This is a genomic window from Ruegeria sp. BG11 (genome assembly GCF_056538565.1).
Genome location: NZ_JBQFTH010000010.1, coordinates 132881 through 148602, shown reverse-complemented (window position 1 = coordinate 148602; position 15722 = coordinate 132881). Strand labels below are relative to the sequence as shown.

The 15722-nt window shown below is 58.9% G+C and carries 16 protein-coding genes; 9 read left to right on the top strand and 7 right to left on the bottom strand.

The window, feature by feature from the left end; all coding sequences use genetic code 11:
* Positions 1-8: 8 nt before the first annotated feature.
* From groL to ACR0JF_RS16890, 4 genes are all read left to right on the top strand, one after another.
* Positions 9-1652 carry a chaperonin GroEL gene (gene groL / locus ACR0JF_RS16905; RefSeq protein ID WP_170662238.1) on the top strand — a complete coding sequence of 548 codons (1644 nt, stop codon included), beginning with the start codon at positions 9-11 and terminating at the stop codon, positions 1650-1652.
* A gap of 248 nt (positions 1653-1900) precedes the next feature.
* Positions 1901-2737, top strand: a complete 837-nt coding sequence (locus tag ACR0JF_RS16900; protein WP_170662236.1) for a DMT family transporter — start codon at positions 1901-1903, stop codon at positions 2735-2737.
* A 44-nt stretch (positions 2738-2781) separates the two neighbouring features.
* Positions 2782-3555: an alpha/beta fold hydrolase gene (locus ACR0JF_RS16895; RefSeq protein ID WP_170662234.1), complete on the top strand. Its 774-nt coding sequence runs from the start codon at positions 2782-2784 to the stop codon at positions 3553-3555.
* Positions 3552-4703 (top strand): alpha-D-ribose 1-methylphosphonate 5-triphosphate diphosphatase, encoded by a 1152-nt coding sequence (locus tag ACR0JF_RS16890; protein ID WP_170662232.1) that lies wholly within the window; start codon positions 3552-3554, stop codon positions 4701-4703. The genes ACR0JF_RS16895 and ACR0JF_RS16890 overlap by 4 nt, the downstream gene beginning before the upstream one ends.
* 66 nt (positions 4704-4769) lie before the next feature.
* Here ACR0JF_RS16890 and ACR0JF_RS16885 read toward each other — a convergent pair whose 3' ends face one another.
* The 3 genes from ACR0JF_RS16885 to ACR0JF_RS16875 form a co-directional block, all read right to left on the bottom strand.
* Complete coding sequence (locus ACR0JF_RS16885) at positions 4770-5837, bottom strand: 5-(carboxyamino)imidazole ribonucleotide synthase (protein WP_170662230.1); 1068 nt, start codon at positions 5835-5837, stop codon at positions 4770-4772.
* Positions 5830-6318: a 5-(carboxyamino)imidazole ribonucleotide mutase gene (gene purE, locus ACR0JF_RS16880; RefSeq protein ID WP_170662228.1), complete on the bottom strand. Its 489-nt coding sequence runs from the start codon at positions 6316-6318 to the stop codon at positions 5830-5832. Before purE ends, ACR0JF_RS16885 begins: the two co-directional genes overlap by 8 nt.
* 65 nt (positions 6319-6383) lie before the next feature.
* Positions 6384-6608 carry a YdcH family protein gene (locus ACR0JF_RS16875; RefSeq protein WP_037308505.1) on the bottom strand — a complete coding sequence of 75 codons (225 nt, stop codon included), beginning with the start codon at positions 6606-6608 and terminating at the stop codon, positions 6384-6386.
* Between the two features lie 163 nt (positions 6609-6771).
* Between ACR0JF_RS16875 and ACR0JF_RS16870 the strand changes: the two genes are divergently transcribed.
* The 4 genes from ACR0JF_RS16870 (at position 6772) to ACR0JF_RS16855 (ending at position 9281) form a co-directional block, all read left to right on the top strand.
* Positions 6772-7185 (top strand): Hsp20 family protein, encoded by a 414-nt coding sequence (locus ACR0JF_RS16870; protein WP_170374660.1) that lies wholly within the window; start codon positions 6772-6774, stop codon positions 7183-7185.
* Between the two features lie 5 nt (positions 7186-7190).
* Positions 7191-7415 (top strand): DUF1150 family protein, encoded by a 225-nt coding sequence (locus ACR0JF_RS16865; protein WP_170374662.1) that lies wholly within the window; start codon positions 7191-7193, stop codon positions 7413-7415.
* A 109-nt stretch (positions 7416-7524) separates the two neighbouring features.
* Positions 7525-8412, top strand: coding sequence for a PhzF family phenazine biosynthesis protein (locus ACR0JF_RS16860; protein WP_170662226.1), 888 nt, complete (start codon positions 7525-7527; stop codon positions 8410-8412).
* The gene (locus tag ACR0JF_RS16855; RefSeq protein WP_170662224.1) at positions 8409-9281 is read left to right on the top strand and encodes a glycosyltransferase family 10; all 873 of its coding nucleotides are present in this window, start codon (positions 8409-8411) and stop codon (positions 9279-9281) included. Before ACR0JF_RS16860 ends, ACR0JF_RS16855 begins: the two co-directional genes overlap by 4 nt.
* Here the strand turns inward: ACR0JF_RS16855 and ACR0JF_RS16850 are convergent.
* The 4 genes from ACR0JF_RS16850 to trxB form a co-directional block, all read right to left on the bottom strand.
* The gene (locus ACR0JF_RS16850) at positions 9278-10117 is read right to left on the bottom strand and encodes a hypothetical protein (protein ID WP_170662222.1); all 840 of its coding nucleotides are present in this window, start codon (positions 10115-10117) and stop codon (positions 9278-9280) included. The genes ACR0JF_RS16855 and ACR0JF_RS16850 overlap by 4 nt on opposite strands.
* 137 nt (positions 10118-10254) lie before the next feature.
* Entirely contained in the window at positions 10255-11973 is a 1719-nt protein-coding gene (locus ACR0JF_RS16845; RefSeq protein WP_170662220.1) for a bifunctional sulfate adenylyltransferase/adenylylsulfate kinase, read from the bottom strand.
* Between the two features lie 243 nt (positions 11974-12216).
* Positions 12217-13887, bottom strand: coding sequence for an adenylate/guanylate cyclase domain-containing protein (locus ACR0JF_RS16840; RefSeq protein WP_480669577.1), 1671 nt, complete (start codon positions 13885-13887; stop codon positions 12217-12219).
* A gap of 79 nt (positions 13888-13966) precedes the next feature.
* A complete protein-coding gene (gene trxB / locus ACR0JF_RS16835; protein WP_170460512.1) occupies positions 13967-14908 on the bottom strand; it encodes a thioredoxin-disulfide reductase in 942 nt (313 codons plus the stop codon).
* Between the two features lie 225 nt (positions 14909-15133).
* Here trxB and ACR0JF_RS16830 point away from each other — a divergent pair, with 225 nt between their 5' ends.
* Complete coding sequence (locus ACR0JF_RS16830; protein ID WP_170662217.1) at positions 15134-15634, top strand: Lrp/AsnC family transcriptional regulator; 501 nt, start codon at positions 15134-15136, stop codon at positions 15632-15634.
* The last annotated feature ends 88 nt before the right edge of the window (positions 15635-15722 follow it).

Sequence of the window (15722 nt, the reverse complement as noted above, 5' to 3'; positions counted from 1 at the left end):
GAAACGACATGGCTGCAAAGGACGTCAAATTCGACACCGATGCCCGTAACCGCATGCTGGCAGGTGTGAACATCCTGGCCGATGCTGTTAAAGTGACCCTGGGCCCCAAAGGCCGCAACGTGGTTCTGGACAAATCCTTCGGCGCACCGCGCATCACCAAAGACGGTGTATCGGTTGCCAAGGAAATCGAACTGGAAGACAAGTTCGAAAACATGGGCGCGCAGATGGTGAAAGAAGTCGCCAGCCGCACCAATGATGAAGCCGGTGACGGCACCACCACTGCAACCGTTCTGGCTCAGTCTATCGTAAAAGAAGGTCTGAAGCAGGTTGCAGCTGGCCTGAACCCAATGGACCTGAAGCGCGGCATCGACCTGGCGACCGCTAAGGTTGTTGAGGGCATCAAGGCAGCGTCGCGTGAAGTTAAAGATTCGGCAGAAGTTGCGCAGGTTGGTACCATCTCGGCCAACGGCGAAGCTGAAATCGGCAGCCAGATCGCAGACGCGATGCAGAAGGTTGGCAACGAAGGCGTTATCACCGTTGAAGAAAACAAAGGTCTGGAAACCGAGACCGATGTTGTCGAAGGTATGCAGTTCGACCGTGGCTACCTGTCGCCTTACTTCGTGACCAACGCAGACAAGATGATCGCAGAGCTCGACGACTGCATGATCCTGCTGCACGAAAAGAAACTGTCCTCGCTGCAGCCGATGGTTCCGCTGCTCGAGCAGGTGATCCAGTCGCAAAAGCCGCTGCTGATCATTGCTGAGGATGTTGAAGGTGAAGCGCTGGCGACTCTGGTTGTCAACAAACTGCGCGGCGGCCTGAAAATTGCTGCTGTCAAAGCACCGGGCTTCGGCGATCGCCGCAAAGCCATGCTGCAGGACATCGCGATCCTGACCGGTGGTCAGGTCATCAGCGAAGATCTGGGCATGAAGCTCGAGTCCGTTACCATGGACATGCTAGGCACCGCCAAGAAGATCGAGATCACCAAAGACGAAACCACCATCGTTGACGGTGCAGGCGAGAAAGCCGAGATCGAAGCACGTGTTGCTCAGATCCGCACTCAGATCGAAGAAACCTCGTCGGACTACGACCGTGAGAAGCTGCAAGAGCGCGTTGCCAAACTGGCAGGCGGTGTTGCTGTTATCCGCGTCGGCGGCATGACCGAAGTTGAAGTGAAAGAGCGTAAGGACCGTGTGGACGATGCTCTGAACGCAACACGCGCTGCCGTTCAGGAAGGCGTTGTTGTTGGCGGTGGTGTTGCTCTGGTTCAGGCCGGTAAAGCACTGGAAACTCTGGAAGGTGCAAACGCTGACCAGAACGCCGGTATCAACATCGTTCGCAAAGCGATCGAAGCGCCGCTGCGCCAGATCGCTGAGAACGCAGGTGTTGACGGTGCGGTCGTTGCGGGCAAAGTCCGCGAATCCGGCGATGTATCGTTCGGCTTCAACGCACAGACCGAAGAATATGGCGACATGTTCTCGTTCGGCGTGATCGACCCAGCCAAAGTTGTCCGTACCGCTCTGGAAGACGCGGCCTCGGTTGCTGGTCTGCTGGTCACCACCGAAGCAATGGTTGCTGACAAGCCCGCCAAAGAAGGCGCGGTACCTGCTGGCGGCATGCCCGACATGGGCGGCATGGGCGGCATGATGTAAGTACGGCGAATTTCCGTTAGGAAATTCTGCCGACCCCGACAGGCGTTTGGCCGTAAGGCCAAGCTGCCGACAGGGAAAGCACAACTGCTCGCGAGCGGGGTCGCCTTTGGGCGGCCCCGTTTGCGTTTGGGATGCCCGCTGCGCGGTCATGCCTCCGGCGGAGGTATTTTTGAACAGAAGAAGGCTGGACGTTGCACGTAGCCGGAAAGTGAGTGTGCAAAGCGTGGCCAACGCGCTATGCGGGATTCATGAGACTTTTTCTTCTGACCTCCCTGACCATGTGCGCCTTTGCGGCCAATTCGATTCTGAACCGGCTGGCGATTGAGATCGGGGCGAGTGATCCTGCGGGGTTCGCCGTTTTCCGTGTTCTTGCGGGGGCGGTGGTTCTGGCCGTGTTGGTTCTTTTGAAAGGCGGGGTTCTGCCGCTTCGCTCACCACGTCGGATCATCGGGGCGGGGTCACTGTCTCTCTATATGATTGGCTTTTCTGTGGCATACCTGACGTTGGACGCCGGGTTGGGTGCGTTGATCCTGTTCGGTGTCGTTCAGATCACCATGTTCGCAGTCGGTGCTATGACCGGAGCGGCCCCGACGGTGCGCCAATTGGCAGGCGCAGCGGTCGCGCTGGGCGGGTTGGCCTATGTGCTTTGGCCATCGGGGATCGTTCAGGTGGACGCCTTGGGGGCTGCTCTGATGGTCGCGGCGGGGGTTGGTTGGGCTGCTTATTCCTTGGCCGGGCGGTCTGAACCAAACGCGTTGGAGGGCACGGCGGCCAATTTTGTTGTCGCATTGCCCGTCACGGCATTGGCCTTGCTAGTGGCAGGTGGTACTTGGCAGATGACTGGGTTTGGCTATTTTCTGGCGGCTCTGTCCGGAGGCGTGACCTCGGGCCTTGGCTACGCGCTGTGGTACCGCGTGTTGCCGCAGCTTGCCCCTTCGGTCGCTGCGGTCGTACAACTCAGCGTCCCTGTCATCGCAATCGTTGCCGGAATTTTGCTGTTGGGTGAGGTGGCAAGCATGCGCTTGATCATCGGCGCGGCACTGGTTTTGGGCGGGATCGCGCTGGCAGTACAGCGCAGAACCTGAGGTCACATCTTTCCCGGAACCGAATTAGGCTTTATCTGGCGGGTATGAGAATTCTGCTTGCCATATTTTTTCTCCTGCTCCCGGCCGCGGCCCAGGCGAAATGCGTGATCCTGCTGCACGGGCTGGCTCGGACCGAGGCGTCCTTCTCGGTGATGGAGCAATTGTTCGAGGTGCATGGCTACACGGTCATTCGCCCTGGTTATCCGTCGACCGATTTGGGTATTCCGGAACTGGCCGAGCAAACTCTGCCCGATGCGTTCGCCAAATGCGGGGACGACACCGCAAATGTCGTGGCGCATTCCATGGGGGGCATCCTGTTGCGCTATTGGCTGCAGGATCACGAACCAGAGAATTTGGGTCGCGTTGTCATGCTTGGACCGCCCAATCAGGGCAGTCAATTGGTGGATGAATTGGGCGCATGGGAGGTGTTCGGCTACCTCAATGGTCCGGCAGGGCTGCAGTTGGGCACAGGCCTGGAAGGTATCCCGCATCAATTGCCCGCAGTTGAGTTCGAGCTTGGGGTGATCGCGGGTGAAAATTCTCTGAACCCAGTCTTCTCGTCGATGATAGACGGGCCTGACGATGGCAAAGTGTCGATCCGGACGACCCGAGTTGAAGGTATGGCGGATCACATCGTTCTGCCTGTGACGCATACGTTCATGATGAACAATCCCCGTGTTATGGCCCAGGCACTGCACTTCATCGAGTTCGGACAGTTCGATCCGCAAATCACTTGGCTTGATGGGGTAATGGACTTAATTGACGAGATCTGTATCGGGCAGGATTGCTCGGAGCCGGACTCGGAGCGCACGGAATGACCGCATTGGAACTGACCTTGACCGGAGCAGAGGTTCTGCTGCCGGAGGCCGGGTTGTCGCGTGCCGATTTGTCAATTGCCGAAGGGGTAGTGCAGGGCGACCAGACCGGGCGACAGGTTGATCTGTCAGGCTATCTGGTTCTGCCCGGCATCATCGACCTGCATGGGGACGGGTTTGAGCGTCACATCGCCCCGCGCCGCGGTGCCATGAAGCAGATGAACGAAGGCATCCTTTCGGTCGAGGCCGAGCTTGCCGCCAACGGGATCACCACCGGCGTTCTGGCTCAGTTTTACAGCTGGGAGGGCGGGGTGCGCGGGCCGGATTTCGCCTCGCAGGTGTTCAAGGCGATTGCCGAGGTCAAGGACAGCGCCGTCACGGATCTGATCCCGCAATTGCGGTTCGAGACGCATATGCTGGACGATTATGACGGGCTGGCTGAAAAGATTGCTCATTGGCAGGTGCTTTATGTCGTCTTCAACGATCACCTGCCGCATGACCGCCTGGCCGAAGGGCGCAAACCTACGCGTCTGACGGGGCAGGCCCTGAAAGCGGGGCGCAACCCTGATGCGCATTTCCAGATGCTGCTATCCATGCATGCTCGCAGCGATGAAGTCCCAACGGCGCTGGACACGCTTTGCGCTGAGTTGATCCAAATCGGCGTGCGCTTAGGCAGCCATGATGATGCCACGTCTGAGACCCGTGCAGGATGGCGCAAACGCGGTGTTTCGATCGCTGAATTCCCCGAAACCCTCGCCGCAGCCGAAGCCGCACACGATGCCGGTGATCACATCATCCTTGGCTCACCTAACGTGGTGCGCGGAGGCTCCCATAAGGGCAACGCCAGCGCGCTGGACCTGATCGCGATGGGGCTGTGTGACGCTCTGGCCTCGGACTACCATTATCCCAGCCCGCGCCGCGCTGCGCTGATGTTGGCAAAAAGCGGGTTGCTGAATTTTGCGGAGGCCTGGGCTCTGGTCTCATCTGGCCCCGCGCGGGTTCTCGACCTGAAAGATCGCGGCACGCTGATGCCGGGTCAACGCGCCGATATTGTCATTCTGGACGCAAAAACCCACCGCGTCGCTGCCACCTTTGCTGGCGGGCGTGTCAGCCATATGTCCGGTGACATCGCGGCCAGATTTTTCGCCTGACCGCCTCATCTTCTTCTGTTCAAAAATACCTCCGCCGGAGGCATCGCGCAGAATGCGCGATTTCCCTCAGCGGGCGATCCGGTTGAAGTGACCCATCTTACGGCCCGGCTTGACCTCGGCCTTGCCGTACAGGTGCAAAGCAACGTCCCGCTCCTGCGCCAGTTCCGGCACGCGGTCCATATCGTCGCCGATCAGGTTCTCCATCACAACGTCCGAGTGCCGCTGCCCGTCGCCCAAGGGCCATCCGACCACGGCGCGAATATGCTGCTCGAACTGGTCAACGGCACAGCCATTCTGCGTCCAGTGACCCGAGTTATGCACCCGAGGCGCGATTTCGTTCACGATCAGGCCCGAGGGTGTGACGAACAATTCAACCCCCATCACGCCCACATAATCAAGAGAATTTAAAATGTTAGCCGCGAGCAGAACTGCATCCGTGCGCTGCGCCGGGCGCAGGTGGGCAGGGACCGTTGTTGTGTGCAGGATACCGTCGCGGTGGACGTTCTCACCGGGGTCAAAGCAAGCAACCTGACCATCAAGCCCGCGGGCCGCGATGATCGAGACCTCGTGCGAGAAGTCCACAAACCCCTCAAGGATCGCAGGCGCGCCCGCCATATCGGCCAGAGCAGCCTCGGCATCCTCAGGCGCGCGCAGGCGGGCCTGACCTTTGCCGTCATAGCCGAGCCGGCGGGTTTTCAGGATCGCGGGTGTGCCGATTTCCTCAATGGCCGTATTCAGGCTTGCCAGATCGGTGACGTCCGCAAAAGGTGCTGTGTTGAGGCCCAGACCTTGCAGGAAATTCTTCTCGGTCAACCGGTCTTGACTGACCCGCAGCGCCTCGCGTCCCGGTCGGATCGGCCGGTGGGCTTCGAGCAGGTCCAACGCCTCGGTCGGGATGTTCTCGAACTCGTAGGTGATGACATCGACCGAGTCGGCGAAGGCGCGCAGCGCGTCGGCGTCGTCATAGGGCGCGGTTGTCACGCGGTCGGCGACTTGAGCGGCGGGTGGGTTCGCGCCCGGCTCAAAAATATGGGTCACAAACCCCAAGCGGGAGGCAGCGACCGACAGCATCCGGCCCAATTGGCCTCCGCCCAGAATACCGATCCGGGCGCCGGGTTTCAGAGCGTCACTCATCAACAGGCTCCTCCGGGATCGAAGCTGACAGAGCCTCACGCCACGTGTCCAACCGTTCAGCCAGAGCGCTGTCCTGCAAGGCCAGAATACCAGCCGCCATCAAGCCCGCATTGGCCCCACCGGCCGAGCCGATTGCCATGGTCGCTACAGGAAATCCTTTCGGCATCTGAACGATCGAATACAGCGAGTCGACGCCCGACAAAGCCCGCGTCTGAACTGGAACACCAATAACGGGCACGCGGGTTTTCGATGCCATCATGCCGGGCAAATGCGCGGCCCCTCCGGCGCCTGCGATGATCACATGCAAACCGCGCGACGCGGCGGTCTTTCCGTAGTCCCAAAGACGATCAGGCGTGCGGTGGGCCGAAACGATGCGCTTTTCATACGCGATGCCCAATTCATCCAAGATATTGGCGGCTTCTTTCATCGTGGGCCAATCCGATTGGCTGCCCATGATGATCCCCACTTTCACATCGCTCATCTGCTTGCGTCCCTGCCGTTCGAAAGAGCGCGCACTATAGCCAAATCCGCATGCGTGGCAATGCGTCAGGCGATGATGTCGGGGGTCAGGCGATCCTCGATCAGGCGGATGATGTCTTTCAGCCGCAGTTTCTGCTTTTTCAACCGTTTGATCGTCAATTGATCCGATGTACCCGTGGCCTGCAACGCCTCGATCGCCTCATCAAGATCGCGATGCTGACGGCGAAAAACCTCCAACTCAACCCGCAGAACTTCGTCGGTTTTCATGGAAAGGTCAGTGGGCGCGTTCATTGGCGACTCGGGCTTGTTGTGATGCGTCCCCAACAAGATAGTGTGCAAGACGTTATCGCGCCAGACCTTGTGGACTTCCCGGTTTCTTCCCATATTCTATCTTGTGCGGTTGCCAAATCGGGGCCGCCCAAAACGTCGCTTTGACATAAAAGGACGAGAACACGTGTCGAAACTTACCTTGGGCTCATACCCGCATTTGTTGGGGTTCGAGCAATTGGAACGCCTTCTGGAACGATCTGCAAAGGCTGGCAATGAAGGATATCCACCCTACAACATCGAACAAACTTCGGACTATTCCTACCGCATCACTCTGGCGGTGGCCGGGTTCGCGGAAGAGGATCTGTCGATCACCATTGAGGACCGCCAACTGGTGATCCGAGGCCGTCAGCGCGACGATAGCGAGGGGCGCATCTTCCTGCATCGCGGCATCGCGGCGCGTCAATTCCAGCGCATGTTCGTGCTGGCCGACGGTGTCGAGGTGGGCGAGGCGATTATGGAGAACGGTCTGCTGCATGTGGATCTGACCCGCGCCGTGCCGGAAACCGTGGTGCAGACAATCAACATACGGAAGGGGTAAGAGCAATGAACACACCGATTGAAATCAACACCGAAGGCGATCGTATCGTCTATGTCAAAACGGTTGAGGTTGCCGATCTGCCCAGCGATCTGCGCGATCAGGCGGGTGATCTGGATCAGCTGTACGCCGTTCATGACTCAGACGGGCAGCAACTGGCGCTTGTCGCCGACCGCAAGTTGGCCTTTGTATTGGCCCGCGAGCATGATCTCTCGCCGGTGGCCGTTCACTGAACGGCCCCAGCCAAACGCGTTTGCGCGTGACATTCCGCCCGACACCAGCGAAACATGCACAAACTCTGGATTGTATCCGGGATGACATCTGCATGTAAGGAAACGCCGGATGAGCTGGTTCGATTTTGACTGGGTGGATGCATTTACCGACAAAGCCTTTGGTGGCAATGGCTGCGCCGTCATCCATAGCGCGGCCCATCTGCCGGATGAGGTCTGCATGGCCTATGTGCGCGAAACTTCTCTGGTCGAGTGTACTTTTACCGGCCCGTCGGATGTTGCCGATATCCGGGTGCGGTATTTTCTGGCCAGCCGCGAAATCCCCTTTGCAGGTCATCCGACCATCGCAACGGTCGCAGCACTTCGTTCGCGCGGTCTGGTTGAGGGTGAGTCTCTGACTTTGGAAACCGGGGCAGGCCTTGTTGCCATTCGTTTGAACGGTGATGAGATCGAGATGACACAGGTTGCCCCGGAATTTGGGGTATATGTGCCTGCTGATCTGGTCGCCAGTGCGATCTCGTTGCCCGAGGACGCGATTATTTCTCCTCCGCGATTTGTCTCTACCGGGTTGCCGTTCTGTATCACGGTGCTGCGGGATCACGAAGCGTTACGCGCGGCGCGGTTGGCCGAAGGTCCTTTGCGCGAGGTGGCAGCAAAAGCGGGATTTTCTGGTTCCGATATGGCCGAGCCGTTTTTGGTCACCTTGCAGGGGGCGACGACACAAGGGGATACGTTCTCACGCCTGCTGCTGGCACCGCCCAGCCCGCCCGAGGATCCTTTTACCGGGTCTGCCACCGGTGCAATGGCAGCCTATCTTTGGAAATACGGGCTTATGGAGAAAGACCAATTCATTGCTGAACAGGGTCACGACATGGGGCGTCCGGGGCAAGCAACGGTGACGCGTGTCGGTCCGAGCGATGTCATGACCGGGATCAAGGTGGCAGGGCAGGGCTATGTTCTGATGCGCGGACAGGTCGACTTGCCTGAGGCGGATCAATGACCCAAGCGATTGCTGTTTTACCCTACGGCCACCGTCTGGGCCCGAAACTGGCCGAGGTGCCTCTGTCCGAGCTGATCTGGCACGAGGGCTGTCCGGATCGTTTGCTGGGCAAAACAGTTGGCGACCTCGCGCCGACGGATCATCTGATCATGTATCCCAATTCAACGGTTCACTGGCGGTTGCGCCGTGGCACGAAAGCGCGGATTTCACTGGTGATGGGCGAGCCGTCGGCCATCCACGCAAAGCATGATCGACAGCTACGCCTGACATGGCGGCGGTTCTTTCGGGTGTTCACCTTTCACGACGTTCTAGTGGAAAACCTGCCCAATGCCGTTTTTCTACCCTATGGCGTGACGATGGTGCCAGACTGGCAGGAGCTACACGCTGAGAAGGTTAAATCCTGCTCGCTGATCGCCTCGGCCAAGCGAGACCTAGTGGGCCATCAGCTACGCCATGACGTCATAGATTGGATCCGAGAAACCGGGGCCGATGTGGATATCATGGGGCGCGGATACACGCCCTTCGATCAGAAATCGGACGGGCTAGCTCCTTATCGCTATTCGGTCGTGATCGAGAATGTGCGAGAGCGGAACTACTTTTCAGAGAAACTGATCGACTCGATCCTGTGCGCGACCGTTCCGATTTACTGGGGCTGCCCAAACATCGGGGATTTCATGGACACTTCGGGGATGATCCTGTGTGAGACACAGGCAGATATACAGCAAGCGATACAGTCTGCATCCGAGGAAGACTATGCCCAGCGTCTGCCCCATCTGAAAGCGATTCAGGACACGGCTGCAGATTACGGTCAGTTCGAAGAACGCGCCGTGCGCGCGCTGCGGCATGAGCTGTCCAGCGCCGCTAGCTAGATACTCATCCAAGCCATCGGTGCGATCGGGTTGTCTTTTGGTTCAATCCCGTGCCGGTCACACACCATGCTGAGAAACGATCCCCGCACCGGCAGGCCCGCAGTCTGTTGGGCCATGAATTTCTTCTGATGCCCAAAGACATGCACGGAATGTACCCCGTCTCGTTCAATAGTGGATGGGGGCACACGAGGGTCGTGTAGCTTCCAAAGCGCCTCATTCGCCAGGGGGTAGAAGGTATCGGCGGGCAGGGCGTGGATTCCCTCTCCGGTCTCACGCAGAAAATGCCCTAGCGCCTTGGGGCCGGAGCATCCCCATGGCAGCGCTTCGATCCCCCAGGTCTCACCCTCAGCGATACGCTGCTCGTTGCGTCTGCGCAGCTTGGCCCCGCGCCAGGGTTGGGTCGGGTTGGCCGAGGTGACAAATGCCAGCATCTGCGCAAGCGTCTGAGATTCTCGGGGCAGGCGGAGCACCCCATTGGGAAACTTGCCGGATTGAGAGGGGGCGAAGACAAAAGGGGACGCAAAATCGAAAGGCTTCAGACAGAGCGCATCCAGATCCACCCAGATGAAATCTGTGCGTTCCAGCAACCTCAACCTGAAAATGTCCGAAAACACCGCAACGCCCAGCCGATCTTCGGGCCGTAGATCAAAAGGGGCGGGCCACAGTATCTCGGACGCATGCCGCAGGTCGACGCCATTTGGGATGTTCGCGATGTCGTGGGCCGCATATAGGGTGAAGGAATGACCATGGTCCAGATAGGATTGAATGCACAGCGCCTCGAGCCAGCTGAGATCGGAGCCAAACCAGAAGCTGGCGATTTGAGGAAGGGGGTGCATCGTGGATTGACTGTGGCGAACTTGACTGGGCTGACTGCATCAAGGCCACGCATCTTTGTCAATCTCAGTCGTTGGTTCGCACGAAAAACGGCCCCCGGTGACCGGAGGCCGTTTCCAATCTGGTTTAGCTCAACCGTTTAGTTCGCAGCGATCAGGCCCATGCTCTCGAGCTTCAGCAGAACCTGATGAGCGCAGTTGTCCACCTCGACATTCTCCGTTTCGACGCTCAGTTCAGGGTTCTGGGGCACGTCGTAAGGGTCTGAGATGCCGGTGAACTCTTTGATCTTGCCTTCGCGCGCCAGCTTATACAGGCCCTTGCGGTCGCGGCGTTCGCATTCCTCGATGCTGGTGGCCACGTGAACCTCGCAGAAGGCACCAAACTGTTCGATCTCTTCCCGGACGGCCCGGCGCGTGGTCGCATAGGGCGCAATCGGTGCGCAGATGGCGATACCGCCGTTCTTGGTGATCTCGGACGCGACATAACCAATACGACGGATGTTCAGATCTCGGTGTTCCTTCGAGAAGCCCAACTCGGACGACAGGTTCTTGCGCACAATGTCGCCATCCAGCAGCGTCACGGGGCGGCCTCCCATCTCCATCAGCTTGACCATAAGCGCGTTGGCGATGGTGGATTTGCCCGAGCCCGAGAAGCCGGTGAAGAACACGGTAAAGCCCTGCTGGCTGCGCGGCGGTTTGGTTTTGCGCAGTTCGGCCACGACCTCGGGGAAGCTAAACCATTCGGGGATTTCTAGGCCTTCGGCCAAACGGCGGCGCAGTTCGGTGCCCGAGATGTTCAGGATCGTGACGTTGTCCTTGTCGAGGATCTCGTCATTCGGCTCGTACTGGGCGCGTTCCTGCACATAGACCATGTGCTTGAAGTCGACCATTTCAACGCCGATTTCATCTTGGTATTTGCGGAACAGATCCTGCGCGTCATAGGGGCCGTAGAAATCTTCACCATGGCTGTTCTTGCCGGGGCCAGCATGGTCGCGGCCAACAATGAAGTGGGTGCAGCCGTGGTTGGCGCGGATCAGGCCATGCCAGACGGCCTCACGCGGGCCAGCCATGCGCATCGCCAGGTTAATCAGCGACATCGAGGTGGTTGAGGCCGGGTACTTGTCCAGCACCGCCTCATAGCAGCGCACGCGGGTGAAGTGGTCCACGTCGCCCGGTTTGGTCATGCCGACAACCGGGTGGATCAACAGGTTGGCCTGCGCCTCTTTCGCGGCGCGGAAAGTCAGTTCCTGGTGGGCGCGGTGCAGCGGGTTGCGTGTCTGGAACGCAACGATGCGGCGCCAGCCCAGCTTGCGGAAATAGGCGCGCAGCTCGTTCGGAGTATCCCGGCGGCTACGGAAATCATAGTGGACGGGCTGCTGAATGCCTGTGACTGGACCGCCCAGATAAACCTTGCCCGCGACGTTATGCAGGTAGTTCACCGCCGGGTGCGCATCGTCATCGGCACCGAAAACCTTCTCGGCCTCGCGCGCCTTGTCCGGGGTCCAACGGTCGGTCACTGTCATTGTGCCGAGGATCACACCCTCTTGGTCACGCAGGGCGATGTCCTGACCCAATTGGATACTTTCGGCGAACTCTTCGTTGACGTCCAGGGCGATCGGCATCGGCCAGAGAGTCCCATCGGCCAAGCGCATATTCTCGACAACGTTGTCATAATCGGCTTCGGACAGGAACCCTTTCAGCGGATTGAAACCGCCATTCATCAGCAGTTCCAGATCGCAGATCTGGCGCGGAGAAAGGTCGTGGCTGGTCAGATCCGCTGCCTCAACCTTCAGCTTCTGGGCCGAGTCATAGGAGACGTAGAGTTCGGGAATGGGGGCGAGATTGCTTAACATTGTCATTGGAATTCTCTTGTCGATGTGATGATGCGCCAGTGTGATCTTGTCATTTGAAACGGCATGTGCCCTGCCACAGAGTCGGAGTCCACAGAGTCAGATAAAACTAAGGATGATATGAGCGGTTTTTCTTGTGATTGGAAGAATTTTCCAATTCGGCGGAAAACGGGCGATCAAAGTTCCAGTAGTCTAGCGCAAATGTGCCACAGTAAGTATGCGCGTTCCTGAAGTATGCGCGTTCCTGTTGTCTCAAGCCGTTTCCAGTTCTGAGGCGCACGGCACCGGCAGGGCTGGAACGGGCTCGGACACGCCGCGCAGATTGAAGGGCTGAATACGATCGTCCGAGATGTCCATCTCGGCGGCCTGTAGCAGCTCGGCAGACACAAGAAGCTCAACCCCCAGCGGCTTTGTTTCGGCCTCAAGGCGGCTGGCGACATTTACGGCGTCCCCGATGATGGTTTGCGCGGCATGGCCCGCCGCGCCAATTTCCCCAAGCACCAGATCGCCCAGATGCAGTCCCATGCCGATGCGTATATGCGGGCTGTCTTCGGATGAAAGCTGTCGGTTGAACTGTTCCAGCGCATGGCTGATCTCAATTGCCGCTTTCAGACCGGCGCGGGCGGATTGCTGGGGGTCGGGCTTGTCAAAAACCGCCAGCAACCCATCCCCCATATATTTGTCGACGACCCCGCCCTGAGAGGTGATCGAAGGCACAATCGCGTCAAAGAACCGGTTTAACAGGAACACGATGTCATATGGCAATTGCCCCGCGGTGCGGGCGGTAAAGCCGCGCATGTCTAGAAACAGCACGGCCAACTGACGTTCCTGTCCCTGACTTGCATGAGCCCGGTCGTGCTTGCCGTCGGGACGGAAAACACGAAAGACCTTTACCGGCTCGGTCGGGCGCATCTGACAGGCCAGGCGCGTCTGGGCCGAGGCCCCAACAGCGGCCAGACTGCGGGCTTCGATCTCGCTGGGCGGGGGCAGGTGATCTCCGCCATCCTCAACGATCACGCGGCAGGTGGTGCAGCGGCCCTTGCCGCCACACAGGGCGGCATGCGGGATGCCGTTGGCCTGAGACATCTCAAGCAGCGTCATGCCCTTCTCGGCAAAAACCTCGGGACCTCGGGCATAGGTGACCTGCACGGAATGCCGACGACGCCACAGTTTGCGGCCAAGATAGAAGGCCGCCGTGGCCCCGAGCGCGGCCCAAAACCCCGTCATGGCGTTGTCTTCGACGCGGAACATGGCCTCGAAGGCCTCGGCCGAGGGCCAGTTGTAGTGTTCGATATACTGTTCGCGCAGGAAGTCATCGGCAAAATCGGCCCAGATCCGGCGCCCTTCGGTCAGCACACCGGCCAAGGCGAAACAGGGCACAAAGACCGCAATACCGATCAGGTAGGGCAGGGTCTTGCCCCACCACCGGGTCAACCGCAGCCACATGTGCAACCCGATGCAGCCATGGACCCACACGATCAGTAACAGTAGACTTTGCATCCAAATCGCAGAGCTTGGCCACATCAGAATGATGATATAGCCCATTTCGTCATTCACATCGTAGATCTCATGCGCGTATCGCGTGTGAATGATATGGACGATCAGCTGGATCGGGATCAGCAGCCCCAGCACGATTTGCAGGGCCGAACTGAACGGCATGCGCAACGTCCGTCGCTGTATGATCGACGTTAGCGCAAGGCCCGAGTGCACGATCAACGCTAGGTAGAGAAGCGCGCTCATGGCGTCGTGGCGGGTTACGGCCTTTCGACCGTCCTGCATGCCATGCAGATAGTCGGTGTGAAACAGGCCCAGGCCGATGTTCAGAAAATGGAAGAAGGCAAAGACAAAAAGGACCAGCCCGCTGCCGATCCTAAGCCGGGTTGACCACCCGCCACGCCAAAGAGCGTTGTCCGTTGTGACCACGCGCGACCCTCATGTTTTGCACCAGTGTGAGGCCGCGCGGGGATAGGGTCAAGCCGGTGTAACCTGACCCTATGGCCCCTTAGTCCTGTTCGGCCAGAAAGCGTTCGGCATCCAGGGCAGCCATGCAGCCCATGCCTGCGCTGGTGACGGCCTGACGGTAGATGTGATCTGTCAGGTCACCGGCTGCGAAAACGCCCGGCACCGAAGTCTCGGTTGATCCCGGCTTGGTCACGACATAGCCGCCCATATGGGTTTCCAGCGTGTCCTTGACCAATTCGTTGGCCGGGGCATGGCCGATGGCGACAAAAACGCCCTTGCACGGAATTTCAGAGATCTCGCCCGTTTTCACGTTTTTGACGCGCACGCCTTCGACGCCCAAGGGCGCGTCGGTCCCGATGACCTCGTCCAGTTCATGGAACCAGAGCGGTTCGATCTTTTCATTCTTCATCAGGCGATCCTGAAGGATCTTTTCCGCCCGCAACTCGTCGCGGCGGTGGATCAGGGTCACCTTGCTGGCGAAATTGGTGAGGAACAACGCCTCTTCCACGGCGGTGTTGCCACCACCGATTACAACGATCTCTTGCCCGCGGTAGAAGAACCCGTCGCAGGTCGCGCAGGCCGAGACGCCGAAGCCTTTGAATTTCTCTTCCGACGGCAGGCCAAGCCATTTGGCCCGTGCGCCGGTTGCCAGAATGACCGCATCAGCAGTGTAAACCGTGCCGCTGTCCCCTTTTGCGGTGAACGGACGTTTCGAGACATCCAGATCGCTGATGATATCGCCGATGACCTCGCAGCCCATCGCCTTGGCGTGGTCCTGCATGCGGACCATCAGATCGGGGCCTTGTACCTCTGTGTCGCCGGGCCAGTTTTCGACCTCGGTAGTGGTTGTCAGCTGGCCGCCGGGCTCGATCCCTTGCACCAGAATGGGTTCCAGCATCGCGCGGCTTGCATAAACCCCGGCTGTATAGCCTGCGGGCCCCGACCCGATGATCAGAACCTTGGTGTGTCGTGTGTCGGCCATGGTACCCCCGCTCGAACTGCCTGAAATGGGCCTTTTGCCCGTCGCAAGGATATAGCGATGGGCGGGCAGGGCTTAAAGCCCCTTCATGAAGGGAAGCTGATATGCCTTGACGGTATGGCCCTGCGCAAATGAGCGATTTGAAAACAAAGAAAATTGCGCAGCTACGAAACATTATTGCGCGTGGGCTGGGTGCTGATATAAGAACCGAAAAATCAGGAGCGTTTTATGGTCACGACCCGGCTGGATGAAATTGATCGCAAGATTCTGGCAGAATTGCAGGCGGACGGTCGCATGACCAATGTGGAACTGGCCAAAAGGGTCGGTATCTCTGCCCCTCCGTGTCTGCGCCGCGTCCGTACGTTGGAGGAATCGGGTTATATCACCGGCTACCACGCCGAAGTGAACGCTCGCGAGCTTGGTTTCGAGGTTCAGGTCTTTGCGATGGTTGGATTGGACAGCCAGGCTGAATCGGAACTCAGCGCATTCGAGGCGCAGTGCGGACAATGGCCGCTGGTTCGCGAGTGCCACATGCTGAACGGCGAGGTCGACTTCATCCTGAAATGCGTCGCGCCCGACCTCAGCAGTTTTCAGCAGTTCCTGACCGGAGAACTACTGACCACGCCAAACGTGGCCAGCGTCAAGACATCGCTTGTTATCCGCGGCGCAAAAGACGACCCAGGCGTCCCGTTCGATGTGCTGGAAGACCGAATGAACCGCTCGGCCTAAACCACATCCGTCGTGTTTCTGTTGGGCAGGGTGGCAGCATAGCCACCACCGCCAGGGTCAAAGCCCATCCTATCAAAATCTGCATAAA